At 71.2% G+C, this 23861-nt stretch carries 31 protein-coding genes; 11 read left to right on the top strand and 20 right to left on the bottom strand.

What is annotated here, in order from left to right; genetic code table 11:
• Positions 1-21: 21 nt before the first annotated feature.
• From H8R17_RS46180 to H8R17_RS01755, 20 genes are all read right to left on the bottom strand, one after another.
• The gene (locus H8R17_RS46180) at positions 22-447 is read right to left on the bottom strand and encodes a hypothetical protein (RefSeq protein ID WP_262504919.1); all 426 of its coding nucleotides are present in this window, start codon (positions 445-447) and stop codon (positions 22-24) included.
• Positions 408-1127, bottom strand: coding sequence for a hypothetical protein (locus H8R17_RS01665; protein ID WP_262504920.1), 720 nt, complete (start codon positions 1125-1127; stop codon positions 408-410). The genes H8R17_RS46180 and H8R17_RS01665 overlap by 40 nt, the downstream gene beginning before the upstream one ends.
• Positions 1120-1863: a glycosyltransferase gene (locus H8R17_RS01670; RefSeq protein ID WP_187821477.1), complete on the bottom strand. Its 744-nt coding sequence runs from the start codon at positions 1861-1863 to the stop codon at positions 1120-1122. The genes H8R17_RS01665 and H8R17_RS01670 overlap by 8 nt, the downstream gene beginning before the upstream one ends.
• Positions 1864-1913: 50 nt before the next feature.
• Positions 1914-2429 carry a hypothetical protein gene (locus H8R17_RS01675; protein WP_187821478.1) on the bottom strand — a complete coding sequence of 172 codons (516 nt, stop codon included), beginning with the start codon at positions 2427-2429 and terminating at the stop codon, positions 1914-1916.
• 156 nt (positions 2430-2585) lie between these two features.
• Positions 2586-3653 carry a hypothetical protein gene (locus tag H8R17_RS01680; protein ID WP_262504922.1) on the bottom strand — a complete coding sequence of 356 codons (1068 nt, stop codon included), beginning with the start codon at positions 3651-3653 and terminating at the stop codon, positions 2586-2588.
• Between the two features lie 32 nt (positions 3654-3685).
• The gene (locus tag H8R17_RS01685; protein ID WP_187821284.1) at positions 3686-4195 is read right to left on the bottom strand and encodes a hypothetical protein; all 510 of its coding nucleotides are present in this window, start codon (positions 4193-4195) and stop codon (positions 3686-3688) included.
• A 50-nt stretch (positions 4196-4245) separates the two neighbouring features.
• On the bottom strand, positions 4246-5040 hold the full coding sequence (locus tag H8R17_RS01690; RefSeq protein WP_187821285.1) for a hypothetical protein: 795 nt from the start codon (positions 5038-5040) through the stop codon (positions 4246-4248).
• A 17-nt stretch (positions 5041-5057) separates the two neighbouring features.
• Positions 5058-5438, bottom strand: coding sequence for a hypothetical protein (locus tag H8R17_RS01695; protein ID WP_187821286.1), 381 nt, complete (start codon positions 5436-5438; stop codon positions 5058-5060).
• A gap of 125 nt (positions 5439-5563) precedes the next feature.
• Positions 5564-6148, bottom strand: a complete 585-nt coding sequence (locus H8R17_RS01700; protein ID WP_187821287.1) for a hypothetical protein — start codon at positions 6146-6148, stop codon at positions 5564-5566.
• A 202-nt stretch (positions 6149-6350) separates the two neighbouring features.
• A complete protein-coding gene (locus H8R17_RS01705) occupies positions 6351-7130 on the bottom strand; it encodes a hypothetical protein (protein WP_187821288.1) in 780 nt (259 codons plus the stop codon).
• Positions 7131-7338: 208 nt separating this feature from the next.
• Entirely contained in the window at positions 7339-8283 is a 945-nt protein-coding gene (locus tag H8R17_RS01710; RefSeq protein WP_187821289.1) for a hypothetical protein, read from the bottom strand.
• Positions 8273-8440, bottom strand: a complete 168-nt coding sequence (locus tag H8R17_RS01715; RefSeq protein ID WP_187821290.1) for a hypothetical protein — start codon at positions 8438-8440, stop codon at positions 8273-8275. The genes H8R17_RS01710 and H8R17_RS01715 overlap by 11 nt, the downstream gene beginning before the upstream one ends.
• 121 nt (positions 8441-8561) lie before the next feature.
• Positions 8562-9131, bottom strand: coding sequence for a hypothetical protein (locus tag H8R17_RS01720; RefSeq protein WP_187821291.1), 570 nt, complete (start codon positions 9129-9131; stop codon positions 8562-8564).
• A 14-nt stretch (positions 9132-9145) separates the two neighbouring features.
• Entirely contained in the window at positions 9146-10660 is a 1515-nt protein-coding gene (locus tag H8R17_RS01725; RefSeq protein ID WP_187821292.1) for a VirB4 family type IV secretion system protein, read from the bottom strand.
• A 28-nt stretch (positions 10661-10688) separates the two neighbouring features.
• Positions 10689-11150, bottom strand: a complete 462-nt coding sequence (locus H8R17_RS01730) for a DUF6238 family protein (RefSeq protein WP_187821293.1) — start codon at positions 11148-11150, stop codon at positions 10689-10691.
• Positions 11151-11250: 100 nt separating this feature from the next.
• Positions 11251-12723 carry an SCO6880 family protein gene (locus H8R17_RS01735; RefSeq protein WP_187821294.1) on the bottom strand — a complete coding sequence of 491 codons (1473 nt, stop codon included), beginning with the start codon at positions 12721-12723 and terminating at the stop codon, positions 11251-11253.
• Positions 12724-12804: 81 nt separating this feature from the next.
• The gene (locus H8R17_RS01740; protein WP_187821295.1) at positions 12805-14181 is read right to left on the bottom strand and encodes an ATP-binding protein; all 1377 of its coding nucleotides are present in this window, start codon (positions 14179-14181) and stop codon (positions 12805-12807) included.
• A 36-nt stretch (positions 14182-14217) separates the two neighbouring features.
• Positions 14218-14910, bottom strand: a complete 693-nt coding sequence (locus H8R17_RS01745; protein ID WP_187821296.1) for a hypothetical protein — start codon at positions 14908-14910, stop codon at positions 14218-14220.
• Positions 14910-15224 (bottom strand): DUF6112 family protein, encoded by a 315-nt coding sequence (locus H8R17_RS01750; protein ID WP_011031268.1) that lies wholly within the window; start codon positions 15222-15224, stop codon positions 14910-14912. The genes H8R17_RS01745 and H8R17_RS01750 overlap by 1 nt, the downstream gene beginning before the upstream one ends.
• 135 nt (positions 15225-15359) lie before the next feature.
• Positions 15360-16493, bottom strand: coding sequence for a C40 family peptidase (locus H8R17_RS01755; protein ID WP_187821297.1), 1134 nt, complete (start codon positions 16491-16493; stop codon positions 15360-15362).
• Between the two features lie 514 nt (positions 16494-17007).
• Between H8R17_RS01755 and H8R17_RS01760 the strand changes: the two genes are divergently transcribed.
• The 11 genes from H8R17_RS01760 (at position 17008) to H8R17_RS01810 (ending at position 23859) form a co-directional block, all read left to right on the top strand.
• Positions 17008-17763 carry a site-specific DNA-methyltransferase gene (locus tag H8R17_RS01760; protein WP_187821298.1) on the top strand — a complete coding sequence of 252 codons (756 nt, stop codon included), beginning with the start codon at positions 17008-17010 and terminating at the stop codon, positions 17761-17763.
• A 239-nt stretch (positions 17764-18002) separates the two neighbouring features.
• Entirely contained in the window at positions 18003-18554 is a 552-nt protein-coding gene (locus tag H8R17_RS01765; protein WP_187821480.1) for a DUF4913 domain-containing protein, read from the top strand.
• Positions 18551-19030, top strand: a complete 480-nt coding sequence (locus H8R17_RS01770; RefSeq protein WP_187821299.1) for a hypothetical protein — start codon at positions 18551-18553, stop codon at positions 19028-19030. Before H8R17_RS01765 ends, H8R17_RS01770 begins: the two co-directional genes overlap by 4 nt.
• 18 nt (positions 19031-19048) lie before the next feature.
• Positions 19049-19747 (top strand): hypothetical protein, encoded by a 699-nt coding sequence (locus H8R17_RS01775; protein ID WP_187821300.1) that lies wholly within the window; start codon positions 19049-19051, stop codon positions 19745-19747.
• A 17-nt stretch (positions 19748-19764) separates the two neighbouring features.
• The gene (locus H8R17_RS01780) at positions 19765-20514 is read left to right on the top strand and encodes a hypothetical protein (RefSeq protein WP_187821301.1); all 750 of its coding nucleotides are present in this window, start codon (positions 19765-19767) and stop codon (positions 20512-20514) included.
• 181 nt (positions 20515-20695) lie between these two features.
• Complete coding sequence (locus tag H8R17_RS01785; protein WP_187821302.1) at positions 20696-21016, top strand: SH3 domain-containing protein; 321 nt, start codon at positions 20696-20698, stop codon at positions 21014-21016.
• A gap of 99 nt (positions 21017-21115) precedes the next feature.
• Positions 21116-21598 carry a hypothetical protein gene (locus H8R17_RS01790; RefSeq protein ID WP_187821303.1) on the top strand — a complete coding sequence of 161 codons (483 nt, stop codon included), beginning with the start codon at positions 21116-21118 and terminating at the stop codon, positions 21596-21598.
• A complete protein-coding gene (locus tag H8R17_RS01795; RefSeq protein ID WP_187821304.1) occupies positions 21595-22038 on the top strand; it encodes a hypothetical protein in 444 nt (147 codons plus the stop codon). Before H8R17_RS01790 ends, H8R17_RS01795 begins: the two co-directional genes overlap by 4 nt.
• A 9-nt stretch (positions 22039-22047) precedes the next feature.
• Positions 22048-22461 (top strand): hypothetical protein, encoded by a 414-nt coding sequence (locus tag H8R17_RS01800; protein WP_187821305.1) that lies wholly within the window; start codon positions 22048-22050, stop codon positions 22459-22461.
• Positions 22462-22501: 40 nt separating this feature from the next.
• Entirely contained in the window at positions 22502-23344 is an 843-nt protein-coding gene (locus H8R17_RS01805) for a winged helix-turn-helix transcriptional regulator (RefSeq protein ID WP_187821306.1), read from the top strand.
• On the top strand, positions 23341-23859 hold the full coding sequence (locus tag H8R17_RS01810; RefSeq protein ID WP_187821307.1) for a regulator: 519 nt from the start codon (positions 23341-23343) through the stop codon (positions 23857-23859). Before H8R17_RS01805 ends, H8R17_RS01810 begins: the two co-directional genes overlap by 4 nt.
• Positions 23860-23861: the final 2 nt, after the last annotated feature.

Consider the following 23861-nt stretch of genomic DNA (forward strand, 5'->3'; position numbering starts at 1 on the left):
CACGTTGTCGGGGTGGAGCTCTCAGTGGCTGCGGTGCGCGGGGCGGGCCGCAGCGAGGGGGCGGACCGGCGCGGCGACGGGGAGGGCCGGTCGGCGGTGGGGTGCGCTCACGCGGGCCTGGCGCAAGAAGATCCCGCCGTCGGTGAGCCAGGTCTCGATGGCTGGCCACGCGCGGGCACGGCGCTCCTGCGGGGCGAGGAGGCTGCCCTGGACGACGTCGTCCAACAGGGTCTCGGCATCAATCACGGCGTCGGCCAGGCGGGACAGCGTCGCGGCGTCGTCGGGCCACGGGCTGCTGGCGGGACGGCACCGGTCGATCAGTGTCGGGGCGTGGTCGACGACGGTGAGGAAACGGCGCCAGGCGTGGTCGAGGAACTCCTCGGTCGCGGAGCCGAGGGCGGCGGCGCTCAGCGGGGTGGCGTCGCTGTAGCGGCCGGAAGCGACCATGGTCTGCCAGGTGTTCTGCTCGGAGCGGATGCCGCTGAGTACGGCGGCGATGGCTGCGGTCGGCGGGCGTGGACGGCCTGCTCGTAGGAGGGCAGGTACCGGTCGGCGACGGCCTGGGCCGCCCGGCCGGCGAACGAGGGCACGACGACACTGCGCGGAGCGTGCGGATCGCCGTAGCCCTCTTCGAGCCCTTCCGGAGCGAAGGCGCCGACCAGATAGTCGAGTTGACGGCCGGGGCGCTCGACGAACAACAGCATGGTGCCCTGCACCATGTCGGTGAGCGTGGCGGCGTAGGGAATCCGCTCGCTCTGCAGGACACGGCCGAGTCCGCCGCTGTCCCAGACCCAGGGCACCAGGTCTTCCTGCCAGGCGGGATGCGAGTAGATCTCGACCGAGGCATGCCACTGGCCGGGCAGGTGGCACGCGAAGTCGCGGGCGGCATCGCCGATGAAGCGCCGGCTGCTCGCATGCACGCTGGTGCCGTGCCGCTTCGCGCACCTGACCAGGTCGACCACGGTGGTACCGGTGCCGTCCGCAGGCAGGTGGTAGACGCCCTCGTCGTCCCGCCGGAATCCGCTCTCCGCGAGGGCGGTGTGCGCCCACGGGTACTGCTCGCCCGAGGCGATGGCGACAATCCCGGACTCCCGGCTGTGCGACAGGATGATCAGCGCCTCAGCCATGGACCAGGTCCTCACCGCGGCGCACGACGGAGCGCAGGCTGCGGCCGTAGGCCCAAGCGTGCTCCCGGGCCGCCGCCTCCAGCTGGTCGTATCCGACCTGGGCCGTCATCTGCCCGTCCCATTTGCGATATCTGTACACGGGGACCGGCAGCAGGATTCCGGGCGCGAGAGCGGTCACGCCGAGGGCCGCGCAGTAGTCCTCGCCCTGGACGAGGCCGCCCATCGGAGCGGCGCGCACGAGGTCGGTGCGGGCGAGGATCGTGGTCGGCCCGATGGGGATGGTGTTCGCCGGCGACTTCCAGTACGTCCACACGTCGCCGGCCTCGTGGCGGCCGGGCGGTGTGGGACATCGCCACAGGGTGGTCGAGCCGTCGGGGTGCTGGTCCTCGCTCCATCCCGCACACCAGCCGACCCCGGTGGACTCCAGGGCGTTCAGCCGCACAGACATGGCGTCGTCGGTGAACTCGTCATCGTCATCAGCCCAGTTGGTGTACCGGGTGCGGACGTGGGCGAGGGACAGATTTCGGGCGCAGGCGGCGCCGACCGGACGGGGCAGCACCAGCGTGCGGACGCGGGAATCCTGCGCGAGCGAGGCCGGCAGGCGATCAGGTGAGGCCCCGTCGAGCGCGATCACGGCCTCCCACGGCACGGACTGCCGGGTGAGGCTGGCGTGCATGGCGGTCAGGTAGCCGAGCCGGTCTTCACGCAGGCGGCTGGCGATGACGACGGTGATCAGGGGTGTGGTGTGCGGGGGCAGGGAAGGCTCCGGGGGAGACGAGAGGGGGACTAGCGGCGCGTGGCGGGGCGCGGGGTGCCGGCCTTCGCCGGGGCTGCGGCGGGTGCGCTCGGGGGCGGCGTGCTGCGCGATGCCCGGATAGCCGGTGCGGGGTCGAGGGAGGACCAGGCCGCCGGGTGGTCGTTGAAGGCGGTGCGCGGGTCGATGGCCCAGTCCACGACGGGGCCGATGTCCTCATAGAGGAGGCTGATCACCTCGATGCCCTCCTGGTGCAGGACGTAGCCCCACTGCATGTCCTGCTCGCCCGCGGTCTCGTCGGTGACCGACATGCGCACCGGCGGGGAGCCGTCCGGGGCGATCAGGTGGTCGAGGGTACGGCTGGGCCACTGCTCGCCGCCGGTCAGCGCGGCCACGAGCGCGGGCGGGGCGTCATCGAGGAGATCGGTGCCCAGCTCCTCCCAGCCGACGGCGACGTCGTCGATGAGGTGACGGGACATGGCCTCCACGTCGCGACCGAACTTGTACTGGTAGGCGGCCAGGAGCAGCGGGAGGCGGTGGCTGGGTATGCCGTCGAGCTGGACGTGGATGCCGCTGTACCCCGTGCCGGTGGTGGGGCGGGCGATGAAGGAACGTGTGGACAGGGGGGATCTCCAGATCGAGCAAGGAAGCGGGGGACGTTGGGCGGCCGTCAAGGTGGCGCGCGGCGCGTCAGGGTGGTGCGTCTACGCGCGGCCCGACCAGGAGGCGACCGGGGGACCGGAGGCGTCGGTGCGGGCGCAGGTGTAGCCGATCAGTCGGGACGGTTCGGCCTTCGCGGGGACGGTGGCGGCGTCGTTGCACACGAACGTGTACTGGATGGAGCTGCGCGGCACGTCGTGGAGCCACGCCCGGTCCTCCTTGCCGGGGTTGATCTGCAGGCCGGAGTGCGCGACGGCGTCGGTCTGGGTGTGCGTGTGAGAGAAGAGGATCAACGCGCCGCCGTCGGTGGTCTTGAGCGCGTAGGCGTCCTTGTAGCGGTTGGCGGCACCGGCGAAGACGGTGGTGCCCTGCTTCCCGAAGCGGCTGCCGGTCTTGTCGTGGACCTCGATCTGCCGCTTGCTCGCCTTGGTCGGGGCGAAGACCTTCGTCCCGGTGTTCGCGCCTCCGGTGGCGAAGTTGTCGAGGATCGCGGTGCGCAGCAGCTTGGCGTCGGCAGCGAGGTGCTTGTTGCCGTCGGCGGTGACGGCCGTTGCGTATCCGTCGTGGTCGAGGGCGATGTCCGGCAGGTCCGGGCTGTCGAGGTCGACGACGGAGACCATCTCCCAGCGCTTGTGCTGGGGGCGTTCCGCGAACACGGCCAACCGCGAGGGGGCCTTGCCCTTCTGGTCCGAGAGCGCGGCAGCGAACCAGCGGTCCTGTCCGGCTCCCAGGCGCGGGATGTACAGCTTGGCGTCCGCGGAGTCGTAGGACCACGGCTTGTACGGCTTGCGGTCTGCCGCGGGGAGCCCTTCGGTCTCGGTGTAGTCCGAGACGGACATCGCGTACAGCGGGCCGTCCTCGACCGTGTCGAGCAGGGCGCGGTTCCGGTCGGCGTTGGCCTGATTGTTGATCTTGGAGTAGTGGGTGATCTGGGCGAGTGCCGCCTTCTTCGTCAGGGCCGGCTGGGCGGTCGGCGTGGGGGAGGCGGTGTGCGTGGCCCGGGCGGTGGCGGGGGCGTCGGCGCTGCCGGAAGAAGCGCAGGCGGTCGCGGTCAGTGTGACGGACACGGCGGCGGAGAGCAGCAGGGCGGTGTGGCGGGCGGAGGTGTGCAAGGGAATGAGGATGCTCCGGGGAAGGGGGCGGGTCAGCGGTTACGGGATGCGGCAGAGGAAGCGGCGGGCGGGCGCGGCGCGGTCACGGCGGGCGTCACCTGGGTGTCGGCGGCAGCGCGCAGTTGCTTCGCGGCGCGGGCGAGGTGTGTACGGGCGTCACCGATGCGGTCCACTAGCCCCTGGTGTGCGGTGGCGATCGACCGGTCGCCGGCGGGGCTGGTCGGCTGGTGGGTGAGGTGGGTCAGGAGGCCGAGGTGGTGGACGGCGGCGCCGAGGACGGCGAGCGCGGCACCGACTGGCTGGGCGGCGCTGGCCAGCGCGAGGGTGGTGCGGCGGTCGGTGGCCGTGGGCTGGTGGGGGTAGCGGATGGTGGCCCGGTGGCGGAAGGCGCTCTCTCCGACCAGGTAGCCCAGCAGGCGGGCCAGATGGCGGACTTCATCGTCCAGGATCTCGCTCAACCCCGGGTCCGGGCGGATCTGGTCGGTGAGCGGGAGGTGGTCGGCCACGGTGTTGAGCCGGTCGGCTACGTCGTGCAGCAGCATCCGCTGGTCAAGATCGGACAGAAGCAGCTCCAGGATGCGGGGGCGGGGCTCTACCGTCGCGCGGCTGCTGGTGAGTTCGTGGGTGGCGGCTGTGCGCCGAGCGATGCCGTGAGCGGGCGGCCCGGCCGGGCGGGGGCGGCGGTCGGGGCGGCGTGGCGGAAGTCGACGCCGATGCCCTGGGCGGTGAGATGCCGAACGGCGGTCTGGATGAGCAGGGCGCGGTCGGTGGTGCTGTAGGAGGCGGGCAGCACGAACGCCGACTCGTGCGGGCTGTACTGGAAGTAGCAGCCGTACAGCACGGTGCGCGCTTCGGCGGGCACGCTCGCGTACGGCGCTCCCACCACGCCGTCGGGGTACCAGATCAGTGTGAGGCTCTGGGCGACCTCCGGTGCGGCAGGACGGTGCGGCGGCTCGGGCTGGAGGCGGGCGTTGTGGTGGACCGCGTCCAGGGCCTCGTGGAAGCGGGGCAGCAAACGGCGCGTGACTGCGGCGGCGGCGCGAACCGGATCGTGGGGGACGGCGATGCCGTTCGGCTCGTCCACGTAGCGGAAGTGGTGTGGCTTGAAGCCCTTGGGCTCCAGCGGGGCCACCAGGAACTGGTGCGGGTACAGGGGCCGGTCGGTGACGTATAGCTGCTCGTTGCCGGGGCCGTGGAGGACGGCGTCGTGGCCGAGGACGTACTGGCTGACGATGTAGTCGACGTGGCCGGTGTCCCAGAGCCGTTCGATGGTGGGGAACTGGTCCTCGTAGGCGGCGTGGCGGTGATACTCGCTGGTCCATGTGTCAGGCAGGCGCTCGGCGAGGGCGGTGGCGAAGGCGGACAGGTCGGTGCGGGGCTGAGGCATGGGCTCCTGAGGTGTTGTCAGCGGGTACGGCCAGAGGGCGGTGCGGATGACGGGGGCGTAGGTGCCGGGCGGCTGGGCGGGGTGCGGGCCGTGCCGTAGTAGATGGCCACGGCCTCCTGCCAGCTCCGGCGCGGCGGGGTCGCCAGGGCCCGCATGTGGTCGGCGGCGACGTGCAGGTCTTCACCGAGAGCGCGCATCGTGCCGGCGGCCCGCTGGAAGCGGTGGTAGAGGTCGAAGCCGTCGTGACGTTCGGATGCCTTGGCCGTCATAGCTGCCGCTTCGAAGAGTCCTTCGATCGATGCGAGGAGTCCCTCCGTCGGCTCCAGGACCTGGTCGAGGAGTTGGGCGGCTTCGTCGTACGAGCGGGCCGCGTTGAGCCGGTCGGTGAGATCGCGCACGGCGTGGGCGGCGTACGGGTCTGTCGGGGTGTCGGACTGGGGCGGCAGGTGGGTGCCTCCTCGGAGACGGAGTCGGGACGAAGCAGGAACGGGTGAGGCATTGCCGGGGACGGCGCTGCGGGCGGTCAGCGTCGTGGTCCGCCGGAACCGGGATGCTGCCCAGTGGGGGGCGGGGCAGGAGGCGTGCCGCGGGATCCCTGGGCTTGCTTCAGGAGCGTGTCGATGTCCGGGGACGGGTCGTAGTGGGCGCGGAGCATCTGCAGGTCGGCGTCGGCGGCCATGGCCAGGGCGGTCAGGATCCGGCTGGCGGCGTCCCTCAGCAGCACGGGCGGAGAGCCCTGGGCGGCTCCGCGGTTCTGGCGCCGCCATTGCGCGGCGGCGGCCAGGTAGTCGACGACGGTGTGGAGGAGAGGCTCGGCGGCCTCCAGCAGCGCGTTGGTGACCGTGCTGAATTCGGCGGGCGTCTCGGCAGCGGCCAGTGCGGTCAGGTAGGGGGCCAGATCCGGCACGGGCAACGGCTGTGTGGGCAAGGGGTGTTGGGTGCGGAAGCCTTCGGCGTCGCGCTTGGCCCAGCGGTGCAGGTCATCCGACGTGGCGGATCGGGTGTGGTAGGCGCGGATCTGTTCAGCGGTGCGGCCGACGTTGTCGTACAGCTCGAAATCGGGGTTCAGCCCGGCTTCCTCTCGTGATGGGGTCGCCGTTGGCCTCATGTCTCGCCCGCCAAGAGCGCAGCAACTGTGCCGTCTGGGCGGACGAGTGACGAGGGTTCAGTGCGAGCGGGGCATGGGCGCGGTGCCGGTTCCCGGGGCCGGCGGCGGGAACGTGGCCGGTGTTGTCGAGCAGTCCGAGGGGCTCGGAGGGCGCCGCGAGGTTCGAGGACAGCTGCTGCAACCCGGTGCGGCCTTCGGCTGTTCAGCGGGTTCTGGCACGTGGACCCCGTGATGTCGGGAATGCGGGAGCTGCATCGCTTGCCGCCGTGGGCGGGTGCTTCTTCGATCTCATGGCAGCCTCGTGACCTGGCAGTACGCGTCGTCGGAGGTCTGCCCGCGGAGGCGGAGCCGTCGACGGTGCGTCGGGGACGGCGAAGGGCTGTGTGCCGCCGATGAGGGAGGGGCGGCCGTCGAGTTCGGCGAGCCAGTTGAGGAGCTTGGGCAGGTTCTTGTCGGGCCCGTACGCGAGGTAGGTGCCGTCGGCGCTGTCGCAGCGGAACCACTCGGCTATCCCCAGACGTGTCCGGGAGTTGACGCGTCCCATGTGCACGCCCTTGCCGCGGGCCTTCGCCTCGCGGGCCAGCCGTTCGGCGACGGGGCCGAGTTTCCACTCGGTCGATCCGGCCAGGAACAGGACGTCGAAGCTGTCCCACGGCAGCAGCCCGGGTGCATCGCAGCCGTCCTGGGCCGCGTAGGCCGCGGGGATGCCCAGTTCGCGGATGCGGGCCAGCCACGGCAGGGACTCGGTGAGGGTGCCGGCGGCGTCGAACGGCTGGTCCGGGGCGAGCGCCCACAGGCAGCGGTCCGGCCCGTACCGTTCAACGGTCCGGTACAGCCAGGCGAACCACGCTTCGGCGCCGGGCCAGTAGCGGCCCTTGCCGTCGCTGCCGAACTTGGAGTTGTCACAGGCATACAGCGCGCCCTCGGGGATCCGGCTGCCTTGCGCGGGGGTGGTCATGCAGCCGATGCGTCCGGCACTCATCGCGGCCCGTATCTCAGGCCCCGAGGGAGTGCCGAGGTAGCGCAGCGTGCACCTCCCCGGCGGCGACGCGGACCGTCATCCGGGCCCCCGGCCAGGCGGGAGGCCACGACGTCGGGCCCGCGGCTCGTGGACCTCACAATCCGGGAAGGCGACACGTTCCAGGTCTTCGAGGCAGACGACTGCGCAGTGAGCGTCGGGCGGGCCTGGGTCACCGGGTGCGACCCGGCATGGGGATCTTCGCCGTCGGCAGCCCCGGGCTTGGGCCCGAAGGGAGGGCAGCGCTGGGGGTCTGGCGCGCGGGGGCCAGGGCACGCATGCGGTCGACAGCGGTGTGCAGGTCCTCACCGAGACTGCGCACGGTGGCCGCGGCGTCCTCAAGGTCGTAGTGGAGGTCGAATCCGTCGTCCTGCTCGGCTTCCTTGGCTTTCTCCCCGGCTGCTTCGAAGAACTCGCCGAGCCGCTCCAGCAGGCCGCTGGTGGGGTCCAGGATCTGGTGCAGCAGGGCGGCGGCGTCCGCATGCGACTCGGTTGCGTTGAGCCGGTCGGTGAGAGCGAGGAGCGCATCGCCGTAGGCGGAGGTGCGGTCCGCGTTGTCGGAGACGTCCGGGGTCTTGGGGGCGCGGGGCGTCGGCGTGGCTGCGGACATCAGCGCGCTTGCGGTGGACGAGGAGACAGCGGGCAGCAGCCCGAGTTGGATGAGCCGCTGGTCGATCGCCTCGATCAGGTGCGTGGCGTTGGCGCCGTGGCGGGCTTCGGGCCGCTCAGGGGCACCGGGGTCGGTGGAGGGGGCCGAGTCGTAGATCACTTCGAACAGGGCCTGGTCGTCGGGATGCTGGCGGGTCACGGTCCACCCCTGCGGGTCACCTGGCGGACGGTCGCAGGGGGGCTCCTGCGGCGGGCCGATGATCAGGTAACTGTCGTCGGGGAGTGATACGCGCACGATGTACGCGCTGAGGCCGAACTCGATGTCGCACTCCAGCCCGCGCTGCCGCAGCGGCGTGGTGATGTGCGCGTGGCGGCGCCACAGCTCCTGCCACCAGGCGGTGTCCACGTTGCGGTGGTCGGGGAGCGGCGCAAACGCAGACGCGTCGACGGACGTGCGGCGGGCGTCGGCGTGGGAGGCGGGCGGGGTGTTCTTGTCCTCAGCGACCACGGCTTCTCCCGCGCGAGGGTGCGTGGCGCAGCGGCGGGGTCCGGCGCGTGGGACCGGGCTTTGGCTCCGGAAGAGGGGTGAAGTCGAATTCGTACTCGTCGTAGGCGTTGATCAAGCCGTGCTCCAACTGGGCTTCGCGCTCGGCGACCTGCGCCATGAGGTCGTCGTGCTCTGCCTGGCACTGCTGGTACTCGGCCCAGTCGGCGTCGCTGAAGTGGGCGGGGCGGTTCAGGGGACTCCTTGAGAGGGTGATGCCGGCGTGGATGCTTCGGTGCGGGCTACCGGTGGCGTGCGCTCGGCCGGGGCGGCGGGGGCGCCGGGCTCTCCCGCCGGGAAGGCGCGGGGAAGAAGCGGTGGAAGTCGAGGTGGGCGTCGAGTTCCTTGACCGCGTCGCGGAGCGATTCCGACGTGCGCCGCAGATAGGCGCGCGCCGTGGCGTGGTCGATGACCATGCGGTTATCCCGGTGGTGCCGGTCGGTCGGGCTGGAGGACCGGGGCAGGGAAAGGGCCCTCTCCGCTGTCTCGGCGAAGTACGGGGCTGCGTGGCTCGACATGGTGGCCGCCGCCGCGAGGTGGGCGAGTACGGCGCTGCCGGCGCGGTTCGTGCTGTGGGCGGTCCGGGCGAATTCGGCAGTCATGCGGACGACGTCGCGGGAGAGGACCTGCGCGTCGGCGGCATGCTGAAGCAGATCGGCGTAGGACGGCGTGGCCGGCACATGACCGGTCTCGTCCAGCAGCTGCCACTGCTCGGCGGCGTCGAGGAGTTTGGCCTTCATGCCGTCGAGCGCGCCGATAAGGCGGAGGGTGGCGTCGCGAGGTATCAGTTCGCGCTGGGCATCGGAATTCATGAGCCTCTTGCTTTTCAGTGCATGCGGGCGTCGGTGTCGAAGAGCGCCAGCTCGTGCGCGTGCAGAAGGTGCTGCACGATGAAAGATCGTCCGGCGACTTTCCACAGGCCACGCCCTCGGTTGAGGTGGGCGATGGCGTCCATTTCGACGGACGTCAGGCCGAGCAGCGAGGCTGCGGCATGAAGTTGGTCGGTCTCCTGGCGGTAAATGATGCGGGTGGAGCAGTCCGCGAGGAGTCCTTCGGCCAGAGCCCGGCCCTGCGATCCGGCGTCGCCGGCGGTGAGCAAGTCGCTGAGCCGGTGGATCACCATGAGGTTCGCGATGCCGAGGCCGCGGCTCAGCTTCCACTGGGCCTGCATGCGCTGCAGCAGACCGACGTGCCTCATCAATCGCCACGCCTCGTCGTACACGATCCAGCGCCGGCCGCCGGACGGATCGGAGAGGGCGGACTCCATCCAGGCACTCGCGCAGGTCATCGCCAGAACGAGAGCGGTGTCGTCGCCGGAGCCGCCCAGCCGGGACAAGTCGATGGTGAGCATCGGCGCGTTCGGGTCGAAGGCGACGGTGGAGGGGGCGTCGAACATGCCGGCCAAGTCACCGTGGACGAGGCGGCGCATCGCGTGGGCCAGGTCGCGGGCGGCGTCGCCGAGCTGGCCCGACATCATCCCGGCGGCCTCGTTGAGCGCACTCGGATTGTTGAGGGTGGCGGCGACGTCACCGAGGAGCGGGGTGCGGCCGGTGTCGACGGCGCGGGTGACGACGGCGTCCAGGGCGACGTCCAGGGCGGTGTGCTCCATGGGCATCAGGTCCCGGCCCAGGACGGTCCGGGCCAGGGAACCGAGCAGGAGCAGGCGTCGTTTGCGGATCTCGCCGACCCAGTCGGCCTCGGAGACGCTCTCCGGGCGCGGGGCCGCGTCCAGAGGGTTCAGCCGTCCGGGCAGTCCGGGGCCGAGAGCGACGGACCGGCCGCCGAGGGCCTCCGCCACCGGCGTCCACTCGCCCTTCGGGTCACACGGGACGTAGACGCGGTATCCGAAGGCCACCGAACGCAGCGCGAAGCTCTTGGCGAGCGCGCTCTTGCCCTGGCCGATCACCCCGGCGAGCAAGAGGTTCGGGTTGGTGAATCCCTCGACCTTGCCGTACAGCGCGAACGGATCGAAGACAAAGGACGCTTCCGCGTGGACGTCGCGCCCGATGTAGATGCCCTCGGCGCCGAGGCCGCCTTCGGCCAGGAAGGGGTATGCGCCGGCGGCCACGGCCGTCGTCATGCGGTGGGCGGGCAGCTTCAGCCGGTTATTACGCGCGGAGGCGGGTCCGGGACGTCCGCTCGGTGGGTAGAGCGCGGCGGGCATCTCGTGCTCGGCGGATGTGCTCTCGGTCTGGTGGGCGCTGGCTTCCGCGCGGGCCTTGGCGGTGGCCTCGGCGAGCTGGCGACGGGCGGCCTTGCGGCTGGCGCGGTCGGTGCCGTGGGGGGTGAAGAGCGGGCTGGCGGACGCGCGACGTGCGCGACGGGCGGGCCGGTGGCTCATCGGTGGCCCTCGTTTCTGCGGGTGGTGCTCATCGCACGCAGGCCGTGGTGTGCGGGCGGAGGTCGGTGGGGGTGGTCTTGCGGCGGATGATGTGTCCGGCGGCGAGGTGGCGCTGGCAGATCGTGAGCACGGGCGGTCCCTCGGGCAGCCGCTCTGGATGGCATGCGCTCGACTCGGCTTCTGCTGCTGTGTTGTTGGGCAGCAGGTGGAAGGCGGAGTGGACCTCGCTGGTGGCCTGCCAGAGGCGGGTGTGCGCGGTGGCGAGGTGGCGGCCGGCGGCGGGGTGTGGCGGACGGGTGGTTTCGGCGAGGCGGTCCAGGAGTTGGTGCAGGGCGGTGAGGTGGGCGTGGAGCACGTCAAGGTGCAGGCGGTCCGCCGGCCGGGGCGGGGTCGCGTCCGACGAGGCAAGGGCCCGGGTGTGGTGGCGGACTCCGGCGCTCGCGGCGCGGAGGTAGGGGTGCGCGTCGTCCGGAGGTGTGCGAGAGGTCAAAGGTGGTGGTCCTTCCTGCCGGGAGGCAGGGACGGCGACGGGTGGTCCGCCGCGGGTGAGCGAAGAGCAGTGGGCCGGGGTGCTGGCCGGCGGGGCTGGCTCACGGGGCGGTCCGGGCGAGCGGGAGCGCGGTGAGGGTGAAGGCGTCCGGCTGCTGGTAGTTGAGCCTGCGCAGGTCGACGCCCGAGGTGACGGCGTGGGTCTCGATCTGCGCGCAGGCGGCGTCCAGGAGGGCGTCGGTCTCGGCGGTGACGGTGACCAGGCCGGTCAGGGCCACGTCCGCGTGCCCGGCGATGAGCTGGCGCTCACGCTGCTTGACGTCGGCGTACTCGACGGAGTCTTCCTCGCTGTCGACCTGCCCCCGGCGGGCCCGTTCGTTGGCGTCGGCGATGATCGCCGCCTTCTTCCTCTGGACGTCCCGCAGTGCGGACTCGAGCCCCTGCGGCACGTATATAAGGGAGAGGCTGCGCCGCACTCCGGCCGTGAACATGATCCCGTGCAGGAACCCGGCTCCCATTTCTGTGCGCGGCCAGTTCTCCACCCAGTACGTCGCGTGCCGTGCGCTGTCGGTGGCGAGGCGGTCGTACTCCTCGAACTGGACGACGGGCCCGGCGGCTGCGGGGTCGGCCTCGGCGCGGCCGGTCTCGGACCACTGCTGGAGGGCCGCGAGGGCCCCCGGATCGTAGGCGGTGCGGATGACGGCGGCGATCTCCCGCGAGGTCAGCCACCCGGTGACCTGGAGTCCGGCGTTGCGGGCGGCCTGGGCGATGGAGGCGGTGGTCTGCTCCATGACGGTGAACGCCCCGGGCAAGCCTCCGCCGGCCTGGCTGATCAGGCGCCGGGCGGCTTTGAGGTCGAGGGAGATGGCGAGGTAGGTCTCGTGCGGGGCTGCGGCGGGGCCGGCCGAGGAGACCAGTTCGGAGTAGATCTGTCCGGCGACGGGGGTCTGGGGCTGCCCGTTCTGGGTCCAGTGGCGGGTGAGGGCGTCGCCGCTGTCGGGGACGGTGCGCTCCAGCACCTGCACGGTGGCGATATGACCGGTGCGGGCGATGCCTGCGAGCGCGCGTCCCCAGCTGCTCACGTTGTGGTTCTGGGCGGCGGGGTCGAGGAGGGCGAAGGCGCGGCTGCTGACGCGGGCGATGGCGGTCAGGGTCTGCTGGTGCGGGTCGTGGACGGCCGCGGCGCCGTTGGCGGAGTCGCCGGGGGTGACCACCTTGAGGGAGGCGGTGGTGCCGGGCAGGTGGAGGACGCCGTCCTGCCGGGGGCGGGTGACGGGCCGGGCGAGCCAGAGGGTCTGGCCGGTCCGGCGGCGGTGTGCGTAGCGGGTGACGATCGGTGCCCAGTCGATGAGGGAGCGGCCGTGCCGGCGGATCGCGACGAGGGCACCGGAAGCGGCCCACAGCGGGGTCAGGGCGACGGCGCCGAGCAGTCCGGTGGAGACCACCGTCATCAGCAGCACCGCCAACATGCAGGAAACGAGCATGAGTTGGGGCAGGGAGAGGCCGAGGAGGATGCCGCGGCGGGGCCGGTGCGGGAACTTCACCGTGACCGGGGCGACGGAGAGATCAGTCAAGGGGCGGGTCCTGGAGGCGCGGGTGGAACCCGGGGGCGGGAGGTGCAGTGCACGTCCCGCCCCCGGTAGGCGGGCAGGGGATCAGAGGCCGGTCGGAGGCGGCGGCGGTGAGGCCGACCCGCTCGACGTGGCGTTCTGCGAGCCGGAGGACGGGGGTGCGCCCTGTGGCGGCGGAGTCGTGGTCGGCGGAGCGGACTGCCATCCGCCGCCCTGGCCGGACGCGGCATTCGCGCCAGATCCGCCCGGCCCCGGGCTGCCGCCCACCTGGCTGCTGGTGTCGTCGGACACGCTCGTCGGCGCGGGCTGGACGGCCTTCTCCAGACCGGACTTGACGGCATCGGCACCGGGCGAGACGCCCGTTCCGCCGCTTTGTGAACCTTCGTTGCCCTCTCTGCCTCCGCCGGTCGGGTTGGCGGCGACGTCGCCGGGGAAGCCGCCCCCGCTGGCGTCGGGGCCTTGCGGCGCGGCGCCTGCTCCGGCAGCAGCGCCACCGGTTCCGGCGGTAGCTGCAGCTGCGGCGGCCTTGCGGGCGGCCTTCTCAGCATGCGCCTTGGCGATCTGCGCTCCCGCGCCGCCGGCGCGGTGGATGGACTCGCCGTCGGTGCCGTCGGCTGCCCAGTGGACGAACTTGAAGACGGCGTACGGGCAGAGCAACACCAAGACCATGATCACGATGCCGGACATGACGTCGGCCAGAGCGGCGATGCCGTCCTTGGCCTCGGTTTTGCCCATGGCGGCGATACCGAGCACGAAGATCACGGTCATCAGCAGCTTGGAGACCACGAGGGTGGCGGTGGCTTCGATCCAGCCCTTGCGCCAGCGCCGGGCGACCTCCCAGCCGCCGCCGGCGGACGCGAAGACGGCCAGCGTGACCATGACGAGGATGCCGACCTTGCGGACCATCATCACGCACCAGTAGAGGAAGGCGCCGATGGCTGCGCCGAGACCGGCGACGACTGGCACGAGCCAGCCCAGGCCGGACAGGCCGCCGATCTGGTTGACCTTCACGATGCGGCGCACGGCCGACTCGATGTTCAGGTGCGCGGTCTTGAACAGGCCGTCGCTGACGGCGTCGACCACTTCGACGGCGACTGTGGTGAAGGCGATGGCACAGAAGGCGAACAGGACGCCGCTCATGGTGCCGGTGAACGCCTGTGCCAGCGCTTGTCCGTCGCGCCGGATGGCTGCCCGGACCAACTGCGCGCAGAACGTCGCGACCAGCAGGACCAGGCCCAGTGGCAGCAACATCTCGTAGTTGTCGACGAACCATCCGGCGTTCAGGTCCACCTTCGTGGTGGTGTTGACGGCCTCGGCGGCCAAATCGGCTGCGGCGGCTGCCAGTTCACCGGCGGACTTCGCCATCCAGTCACCGATGGCCTTGCCGGGGTCCGAGGCGAAATCCACCGCGTCACCGACGGCGCACAGCTTGTCCGCCAAGGGAAAATCACAGAAACCCACGAGGAGTTACTCCTCCTTTCTTGTCTCAGGCGCGGGTCACTGTGTGACGCTCGGTGCGATCGCGGCCAGAGTGCAGTCGTGGTTCGGGCGGCACTGCACAGCGAGGGTCACTGCCCTCTCCTCGGCTCCGCCGCCGCCCTTCTTCCAGCTGAGCGTCTGCTTGCCGTTGACGGTGACGACGTAGATGTACGCCTCGGTGATCGCGGACGGGTCGTCGGCCAGGGCGGCCTTGAATGCGGAGGGGTAGTGGCCCTCGGTGACGCTGGCGGTGGCGTGCTGGTCCTGGTCGGCCATCCGTGACCACAGCAACGGATCGGGGACCTGGCCGGAGACCGAGGCCCAGTCGGCGTACTTGGTCTCGGTGGTCATCCAGGCGCGCATGCCGGCCAGTTGCTGGTCGCGGTTGGTGTCGCGGGTGTCGTAGGACCACAACATCTGGGCCGCCGCCTTGGCGTAGGCGACCGGTTCGGCGATCTGCGGGGGCTTAGGCACCGAACCGGATCCGGAGGAAGGTTTGGGGGCGGCCTCGGAGGAGGACGGGCTGCCAGTCGGGGCGGGCGCGGCGCTGTCCGGGGCCTGGTGGCCGTTGCCGCCGCCGGTCAGCAGGGCGACGATCCCGGCGATGGCGAGCAGGACGGCGACGGCGGAGGCGACGATCGCGATGCGCCGGTTGGCCGACCAGCCCGTTCCGTACGAGGACAGCGAAAAGGAAGGGAATCGGTTCCGCATCAGTGGACCTGCGACCCCAGGCCGGAAAAGAAGGCCACGATGCCGTTCGCGGCACCCAGACCGAGGGCGGCGCCGGCGGCTACGACCGCGCCCTTCTTTCCGTTGGCCTCGGCCTGGTGGCCACCGGTGTGGTGCCCCCAGGCCCATACGCCGAGCGAGACGGCGAGGGCGCCGACGACGGCGATGATCCCGAACATATTGATGCTGTTGACGACGTTCTTCAACACGCTCAGGCCGGGCAGGCCACCGCCCTTGGGCGAGATTCCTGGGTCGTAGGCGAGCTGGATGACGCGGTCTGCGAGAGGGACGGACATAGGTGTGGCGGGGCTCCTTGCGTACGCGGGCCAGGCGAGGGCCGGCGGGAAGGGGAAAGCGGAGGGGGGAGGCGCGCTCGGGGCGCGGAAGTGGCCGCGGCGGCCCGCCCGGAGCGGTGCCGGGCGGGGGCGGCGTCAGAGGACGCGGCGGGCGGCGAGAATCGTCCAGTCCTTGATCGGGGTGATCCGGACCGGCTTGGTGGTGCGCGGCGCCTCGATCACGAGGCCCTCGCCCATGTACATGCCGACGTGCTCAGGCCGGGCGGCGGTGCCCCGACTGAAGATCAGGTCACCGGGCTTAAGTTGGGCGGGCGAGACCGCCTTGCCCTCGTTGACCTGTGTGTACGTGGTGCGGGTGAGTGTGACGCCGGCATGCGCGTACGCCTGCTGCATCAGGCTGGAGCAGTCGCAGCGGCCCATGGGGTCAGGACCATGCGAGTTCGTGCAGGAGCCGCCCCACTGGTAGAGCGTGCCGAGCTGGTGCATCGCCCACTCGATGGCCTTGCGCGCCTTCGGATCGGCGTCCTTGGGGATCGCGTAGCCCTTGGGGACGCTTCCCTCGGGGATGCGGCCGAAGCTGGAACCGTCCTGGCCCGGCGCGCATCCGGTCGTGCCGGTCGACGGCTTCTTGCCCTGGTCCGGATCCTTGCCGTCCGCGTCGTTGCCGCCGCCGGGGAAGGTCTTGGCGATGGCGTCCTGCAGCGCGGTGGCCAGGTTCTCCCACTGCGCGTACGCGTCCGGGAGGCCGGACTTCTGCACGGCTTGGGCGGCCTGGGTGACGGTCATCTGCTGCCAGCCGCTCACCTTGAGCAAGTGCTTGTAGAACTGCTCGCTTGCGTAGACCGGGTCGCGGATCTGCTGGGCGCTGCCCCAGCCCTGGGAGGGACGCTGCTGGAACAGGCCGAGGGAGTCGCGGTCGCCGTAGTTGAGGTTGCGCAGCCGGCTCTCCTGCATCGCCGTGGCGAGCGCGACGATCTGTCCCTTCTTGGGGACATCGAGCGAGAGGCCGGCGGCCACGATCGTCGCCGCGTTGGGGACCTGCTCGGCGGGCAGGTCCAGGCCTTCGACGTGCACGTCCTTACCCGACGCGCCGTCGAGGATCTTGGTGACCTGCTCGGCGACCTTGTCGCTGTCGATGTCGCTCAGGCAGCTGCTGAAGGAGCCGCTGCTCTGCACGGCGTCGGCGGAGGAGGCCAGCATCATGCCGGTGCCGGCGATCAGGATCGGGGAGAGGAAGACGACGCCGATGCCGGCGGCGAGCCCCTTCAATCCGAGCGGACCGCTCGCCGGTCAGCGGGTTCGGCCATGGATGGGTAGCGAGGCGTCATGAACGTGTCCTTCGGGGTGCGGTGTCCGGCGTGCCGCGTGCGCGAGGCGTGGTGGAAGGGCGCGGCGGCCGGGGTGGGCGATCGGGACGGGCCGGTGCGGGCGAGTTGCCGCTCGCTCCGCGTGGCCGGGCCGTGAGCTAGGTCTGCCGGGGCAAGGGGGTACCTCCGTGAGGCGTGGCAGGGGAGTAGCCAGCGGCGGTGTGCGCCGGGCGGTTCAAAAACAGTAGGCGCGGATCGGCGGTTGACCAAAAAGTTGGCGTGAGGTGCCGGAATCCGGCACCTCAGCAACTCACTTCTTGGTCGTCGGCGGATTCGCCTCTACAGTTTTTGGACTCCCCCTCGCCCTCCTCGGTCTGCGGCCCTGGGCTTCTGCATGCCCACTTCCGGCCCGCGAGGACTCCTGCGCGAGGCGGTTAGTTCCCTCCGCGATTCCGCACCCGAATAGGGGTTCCTCTTTGCCTTTTTCCCTGCACCAGGGCGACGCCCTCAGTGTTCTCGCCGGCCTTCCGGACGACTGCGTCGACTCCGTCATTACCGATCCGCCGTACAACTCGGGCGGTAGGACCGCGAAGGAGCGCACCACCCGCTCCGCGAAGCAGAAGTACACCTCCGCCGACGCCCAGCACACCCTGCCGGACTTCACCGGCGAGAACATGGACCAGCGCAGCTACGGGTTCTGGCTGACGCAGATCATGACCGAAGCCCACCGCCTCACCCGCAGCGGCGGCACCGCGCTGCTGTTCACCGACTGGCGTCAGCTTCCCGTCACGACGGATGCGATCCAGGCGGCCGGGTGGCTGTGGCGTGGGGTGCTGGCCTGGCACAAGCCGCAGGCCAGGCCCCAGCGCGGGAGGTTCACGCAAAACTGCGAGTTCATCGTCTGGGCCAGCAAGGGGCCGATCGACGGCTCCCGGAACCCGGTCTATCTACCGGGCATGTACTCCGCGTCGCAGCCCTCTGGGGCGAAGCGCCAGCACATCACGCAGAAGCCCGTCGAGGTGATGCGCGAGCTGGTCAAGATCAGCCCCGAGGGCGGCACGGTGCTCGACTTCTGTGCCGGCTCCGGCTCCACGGGCGTCGCCGCCTTGCTGGAAGGCAGGGACTTCATCGGCGTTGAGAAGACCGAGCACTACGCGTCGATCGCGGCCGACCGGCTCACCGAAACGATCCGCGAGACCCTCACGCAAGACGACGTGATTCTCACCGTCTGAGCCGCGAGCGCGCTTCCCGTCAAGGCGACCGGCGCCCAAGTCGGCAATCGGCGAAGCGGACTTGTAACTCGCTGGCCGCTCCGCGTGTCGCCGCTTTCACCCTTCTCTCATTCCGCGTCTCGTAGGAGGCCAACCTTTTGATGCCCGAATCCACAAAGCCATCTGACGATGGGGAGTTGGAGCCGGTACGTATTCCCGATCCGCAGCTGGAGGGAATCGAGGCGAGCGTCCGACGGCTCATGGAGCAGTCGGCGCAACAGGCGCAGCAACTCGACCACCTCGCGTCCGCCCCGGAGCCGAACGGATCGCCGTTCGCCGCGTTCGGCATGCCGGGGCTCGGCGGGCCTGCCGCCGCTCCGCCGGAGCCCCGCCCGATCCTGGAACTCGACGGGGAGGAAAGGGAAGACGAACTCGACGCCTTGTCGGACTGGGTCGACGACTTCTTCCTCCCGGTCTACGGGTCGGAGGTCACCACCGCGGCGCCCTGGTGTCTGCAGTGGCAGGAGCACGACGATGTCGTGGCCTGGCTCCACGCCCTGTGGCTCGCCTACCAGCAGCACAAGGACCCCGAAGCCGGACTCTCCGGCCTGTTCGTGTGGCACCGGGACTTCCTCACCCACGCCGTTGCGGCGATCCGCGCACCGGGCGGGCCGCTGTCGGCCTGCATGACCTCTCCCGATCGGCCCGCGCACCGTCTTCTGCCCGGTCCGCCGCCGTCCGTTCGTATGGAGACGGCGGCGGACCGGGCGGAAGACGCCGGGCCCGCCGAGCCGGACGAGCCGACGTCATGACCGCGGGACAGGGACAGCCCGCCTTCGGCTTGAGCTTCGACCCCCGCGCGCTGACCGATCTCCTCCAGGCCCCCAGCGATATCCGCGACCTCACCCTCGCCTACCTGCAGGAAGTCGTGAACGCTCAGCGCTTCGGGCTACGCCTCGACGGTGACCTGGAGGGTTATCGAAAGCTGTTCGTGGACTCGCGCAAGGACTGGCGCGTCGTCTACGGCGTCCGCCCGGCGCCCGCGGAGTCCGCGCACCCGAAGGAGATCCACGTCGTCGCGGTCCGGCCGCGTGCGGGCAACGACGTCTACGACGAGGTCGGCCGCCGCCTGGGGATGGCCCGCCGGCCGCTGAGCGCCCGCACCCACGCGGCCCGCTCCCCGCAGCTGACCACCCGCACTCCCGTGCCCCGGCCCGGTCCGCCGCCCACCGCACTGCCGGGCCTGCCCCGTCCCGCACACAACCCCGCGCACCATCACACCCGCTGAACGCACGGAGCCTCGCCCATGCCCCCTGAACCCGCGCCGACACCAGCCCGGCGTGCGGTCTCCCCACTCGACCACCGCATCGAAGCCGTCACCGGCCACGACATCGACACCCTGTGGGCCTACCGCGACCGCGGCATCCTCGACGAGCCACACGCCCACCTGGTCGACCGACACCGCGAGCTGGCCAAGACCCAGACCGGCGTCACCTTCTACCTGCGCCTCCTCAACCGCCTTTCCAGCGGCGAGTTCGACGTCGATGACGCCCTGTTCACGCGCATCGACCGCACCGTGGACCAGCTGGAGGAGGCCACCGACGCGCGGGACGCCGCTGCCCGGAAGGTGCTCGCCGCCCTGGAGCCCATCGAGGCCGCCGCAGCGGCCTTGGCGCCCGACGCGAAGCCACTCTCGACGGACGACCAGGCGGCGCTGCTCGCCATCGCCGGCGGCGCCAAGCTCTACGAACACCTGCTGACCGGCCGGATGTCCGTCACCGCTGCCTCCGGCACCCGCGTCCCTCACGCCAAGCTGCAGCGGCTGGAGGACGCCGGCCTGGTCGTCCGGGATACCGACCACCCCGTGCACGCCGGCCAACCGGTCTCACTCACCGACGCCGGACGCGCCGCGCTGTTCGCCGCCCGACGGACGCCCACGACCCAGGTGCCGAAGGTCCCGGCTCTACCCGGCACGTCGCCGTCCACCCCGGCGCAGCGGTGCTGAACTCCATCGAAAGGCCCTTGTTGTCTCCCACCGAACCGGCGCCGGCTCGGAAGTCCATCCCCCAAGTCGACTTCGCATTGGACGACTTCGATGCCGACGAGGAGATGTACCTCGACTTCTACCGCCAGGTCGCCGTCCGCGAGGACATGCTCGTCCCCCTCGCCGAACACCACACCCCCAACGGCGCGAACAGCTACTACGTCCTCTTCGACCGCACCGCCACCTACGGGCACCCAGGCATGCCGCAATACGTCGCCGTTCACCTGAAGCGGGACCGGGAGAAGGAGACGTTCGACTTCGAGCAGGCCCTGCTGCCGCTGCCCGCGATGGCGCAGTCCTGGCTCATCCACCGCGGCTGCCCGCACGATGCCATCGGCCTCAACGCCGAGCTGGGCCCACCGCCGGCGGACGAGGCGACTCGTGCGCTGGAGCGACGCCTCGCGGGCGACGGCGACCACTACGCCATGGGCTACTCCTACACCTGCGACGACCCGGACGACATGGTCACCGTCGTGGCACTGCGTGCCCTGGATGAGCGAGCCCCCAGCCCGTTCCGCGTCGTGGTCGAGGAGGTCGACACCGACGCGTGGACGCACACCCTGCGCGAGGGCGGCTTCGACACGGTGGGCGAGGCCCTGCAGTGGTGCGACGACCGGCTTACCGGAGAGGCCGGCCCTCTGCCGCCGGTCCGCCCGGCAACCGCAGCCAGCCGCCCGGCCGGTGTGCCGAAGGCCCCTGCTCCGCGCCCGCCCGGCCGCTCGCGCTGAGCGCCAAGGCCGACGCGGGCGGCGAAACATAGCCGACGATCGCCGGTTAGCCAAACCGGCGATTCTCCGGACTCTTATACAGCCGCCGGGACAACTCCCGCGGCGCCCTTCCACGCAATCCCTATGCCTTCACGGAGGTTTCTTCCGCATGCGCTCCACCCGAATTGCCATATCCGCGGCGATGCTCGGAGTAATCGCTCTGCCGATGCTGTCCACTACGACCGCGAGTGCGGCCCCCACCGCTGCCGCGCCGACGGCCACGAGCATTACGCCCTGCCCGGACCTCCCGCCGCTGCCGTACAAGGTCCACGCGTCGGCCGTGACCATCCGGTCCAAGGCCACCACGAAGTCCACCGCGGTCGGAGTGCTCTACAAGAGCCACAAGTTCACCGTCCACAAGAAGAGCGGCAACTGGCTCTACATCACGGACAAGTCGACCGGCGTCAAGGGCTGGGTCTCCGGCACGTACGTCTACCGCGACACCCGCATGTGCCTGGACTGACAGGCATTCAGCAGGCGCCCGTAGGCGACTGAGCCGCCGGGTACGGCCGCCCCTCACATTCCCCCAGGCACCGGTCTTTCCAGAACAGGAGTTTCTCTTTTGTCCGACGGCATATCCGATGACGCCGAGGATGTCGTGGGCGTGCTCACCGAACGGATCGAAGCGCGCTTCGCCATGGACATGGACCAGTTGAAGGCCGCGGTCGCCGCCGCGCCGACCGCGAACCCTGACGCCACCGACGTCGTCAAGTGGCACGGCCTTCTCGTCCAGGCCCAGTCCGTGCTCGACCGCGCGGAGGACGACCTCCTCGCCGCGCTGGAAACCCAGCCGAGCGAGGTCGACGACCCGACGATGGGCCTCGCCCACCGCGTGAACGCGGCCGTCACCGCACGCGACGGCCGGGCCCTGGTCGTGCGGTGGCTCCTCGACCCGGACGCTCCGGGCAAGAAGGACCTCGCCGCCGAACGGCTCGCCCGCCTTCGCCCCCGAACCGGGCCCGCGGTGCAGACCAGCGCTCCCCACCGACCCGCGGGTACACCCGCGCCGGCGTCGACGTGGCGGTCGGGAAGACCCGTCCGTTGAGCCGGGTCAAGGCCAGCACCATGGACGGCGACCTGCAGAAGGTCTTCGGGAACCCGATTCCCGAGCTGTACGACGCGGCTGTCGGCACCGATACCTCGCCCGCCCTCGCCCGTGCCCTGGAACTGCGCTCCTTCCTGGCTCTGACCGAGGAGCAAGTCGCCCGCGTCCGCGACCGCGTGCACGCGGACATGGATCCGGACCGCGACATGAGCGAGCTGTCGGCGGACAAGCTCCGCTTCGACGCGCAGTGGCTGGAGGCGGCGCTCGACGCCCGCGACGCCTACCGCGCCGCCCTCGGCGAACTGCTGCGCACCATGCCTCCGCCCGACCAGCGGCCCCGTCCCGTCCGCACGACGCAGCTCAGGGCCACCGCAACCCTGCCCCCGTCCGCCGCCCCGGCACCCCAGCGTGCCGGGGCGGCCCGGGCTCGCCGACCCTGAAAGCCCCGCTTGCCCCACCTCACGTCCACCGAGATCGCCGGACGGATCGAGGACCTGTACGGCGCACCGCTCGCCGACCTCGAAGCCCACGCCCAGGACCAGCCGCCCGGCATGCTCTCCGCCCTGCTCGGCATGTACGACGACCTCGCCCACGCCGAGCTCAGCATCGACTTCCACCGCGACTACCTCGCCCGGCTCATCCACCCCGAGCGGCAGATCGGCCGGCACGAGGTCTCCCACCTCCTCGACGGCTCCCGCCGACTCGCCGAAGCCGTCGTCGTGCGCGACGTCCAGGCCAAGTCGGTCTTGGCCGTTCTGCAGAGCCTGGCCCGCGTCCCGGCCCCAGCGCCGTCCCCGCCGACTCCCTCGCCGCCCGTTCCGGCTCCGCCTCTTCCGGCCCAGAGCACGGCGCACAGCCGCTGACCCGCAGGCGATTTCCCTTACTCACCCAGGAGTTCCTACCTTGGCCATCACCGCTCTGCCTCCTGACACCGACGCCGACATTGCCCGGGTCACTGAGGCCCTCGCCATGATCACACCGCGCTGGAACGTCCGGATCCTGCTGGCACTCTCCGGCCCGCCCGTGCGTTACACCGAGCTGGCCGCCAAGGTGTCCTGGCTGCAGAACGGCCAGTTCCACCCCAAGCTCAAGGCACTGTGCGACGCCGGTCTTGTCGAGCGCACCGAACACACCGCACGGCATGTGACCTACGGCCACACCGAGCGTGGCGTGGCCCTGCTGCCGGTCCTGCCGATGATCGTCACCTGGGCCGAGGAGTATCTGGAGAAGGCGGACCGCCCGCTGCCCGCGATCGAGCAGATCGAGGACAGCCTCACCCTGCTCACCCGGCGGCACGCCGCCGCCATCCTGTGGGTGCTGAAGTCCCGTAACGAGGTCAGCGGGCGGGCCCTGGCCCGGATCGTGATGCCCAGCAGCGACTGGACCAACGTGTACCCGCCGCTGAGGCAGCTCGTGGCCGACGGCCTGGTCGATACCGAGGGCATCGGCCGGCCGTACCGGCTGTCCGCGGCGGGCGACGGCCTGGGCCCCGTTCTCGGCGCCCTGTCTGCTTGGTCCGCCGGGCAGCCCCTCAGCCAGGCGGCCCAGCACCCGGTCTGGGGGCACCCGCAGGCGAAGCCCGCGCCGAGGCCGTGGGTCAGCAGCCAGTCCCGGCCGGCCCCCGCGGCGCTCCCGCAGACCCGGACGGGTGAGTCCTCTCCGGCGTGGCACAACCGCGATCTCTTCTCCCATGCCACGGCCGCCCGGCCGAAGGCGGCCGTCCCGGAGGGAGGTCCGCGCCGATGACCACCCTCTTCACCCCTGCCGAAGTACGCAACGCTGTCGAGCTGCTGGCTTCGCGTTCCTTGATCCGCTTGGTCACCGAGATCGACGACAACGGGGCGATACCGCCGCGGCGGCTGGCCGGTACCCTTCCCGACCTCTCCTTGCACCAGCTGCGCCGCGCTTCTGAGACGGCCCGCGCCCACGGTCTCGTCCGGGTCGCCCCCGGCGCCGGTCTGGAACTCACCGAGTCGGGTTCGGAGTTGGCCGACCTGTACGACGCGGCTGCGCGCTGGGCTCGACGCCACGCCTTCCCGGCACCGGTCTGCGAGTTCAGCAGTCGCATCCGCCACGTCCTCGACCTCCTGGCGCCCTCGCTCGCGGCCGAGCGCGCCGACGGTCTCCCGCGGCCGTCCGCCGCGCGGCTGCCCAGCGACGAGGCCGAGGCGGACCTTGCCCGTCCCCGCGCTCTCCTGATCCAGTGGCTGGCCGGCAACCCGCAGGTCACCCGGGTGTCCGAGCCCGAGCCGGTCGCGTGAGC

The organism is Streptomyces sp. TRM68367 (assembly GCF_014495685.1).
In the GTDB taxonomy this organism is placed as follows: Bacteria; Actinomycetota; Actinomycetes; order Streptomycetales; family Streptomycetaceae; genus Streptomyces.

Coding starts and splice junctions, on each gene's coding strand:
- H8R17_RS01700 (WP_187821287.1), bottom strand. CDS start 6,148: ATGAGGCCAACGGCGACCCCATCACGAGAGGAAGCCGGGCTGAACCCC.
- H8R17_RS01725 (WP_187821292.1), bottom strand. CDS start 10,660: ATGAGCCACCGGCCCGCCCGTCGCGCACGTCGCGCGTCCGCCAGCCCG.
- H8R17_RS01705 (WP_187821288.1), bottom strand. CDS start 7,130: ATGAGTGCCGGACGCATCGGCTGCATGACCACCCCCGCGCAAGGCAGC.
- H8R17_RS01775 (WP_187821300.1), top strand. CDS start 19,049: ATGCCCCCTGAACCCGCGCCGACACCAGCCCGGCGTGCGGTCTCCCCA.
- H8R17_RS46180 (WP_262504919.1), bottom strand. CDS start 447: ATGGTCGCTTCCGGCCGCTACAGCGACGCCACCCCGCTGAGCGCCGCC.
- H8R17_RS01720 (WP_187821291.1), bottom strand. CDS start 9,131: ATGAATTCCGATGCCCAGCGCGAACTGATACCTCGCGACGCCACCCTC.
- H8R17_RS01685 (WP_187821284.1), bottom strand. CDS start 4,195: ATGCTGCTGCACGACGTAGCCGACCGGCTCAACACCGTGGCCGACCAC.
- H8R17_RS01750 (WP_011031268.1), bottom strand. CDS start 15,224: ATGTCCGTCCCTCTCGCAGACCGCGTCATCCAGCTCGCCTACGACCCA.
- H8R17_RS01665 (WP_262504920.1), bottom strand. CDS start 1,127: ATGGCTGAGGCGCTGATCATCCTGTCGCACAGCCGGGAGTCCGGGATT.
- H8R17_RS01765 (WP_187821480.1), top strand. CDS start 18,003: ATGGAGCAGTCGGCGCAACAGGCGCAGCAACTCGACCACCTCGCGTCC.
- H8R17_RS01785 (WP_187821302.1), top strand. CDS start 20,696: ATGCTCGGAGTAATCGCTCTGCCGATGCTGTCCACTACGACCGCGAGT.
- H8R17_RS01770 (WP_187821299.1), top strand. CDS start 18,551: ATGACCGCGGGACAGGGACAGCCCGCCTTCGGCTTGAGCTTCGACCCC.
- H8R17_RS01810 (WP_187821307.1), top strand. CDS start 23,341: ATGACCACCCTCTTCACCCCTGCCGAAGTACGCAACGCTGTCGAGCTG.
- H8R17_RS01690 (WP_187821285.1), bottom strand. CDS start 5,040: ATGCCTCAGCCCCGCACCGACCTGTCCGCCTTCGCCACCGCCCTCGCC.
- H8R17_RS01745 (WP_187821296.1), bottom strand. CDS start 14,910: ATGCGGAACCGATTCCCTTCCTTTTCGCTGTCCTCGTACGGAACGGGC.
- H8R17_RS01715 (WP_187821290.1), bottom strand. CDS start 8,440: ATGGCGCAGGTCGCCGAGCGCGAAGCCCAGTTGGAGCACGGCTTGATC.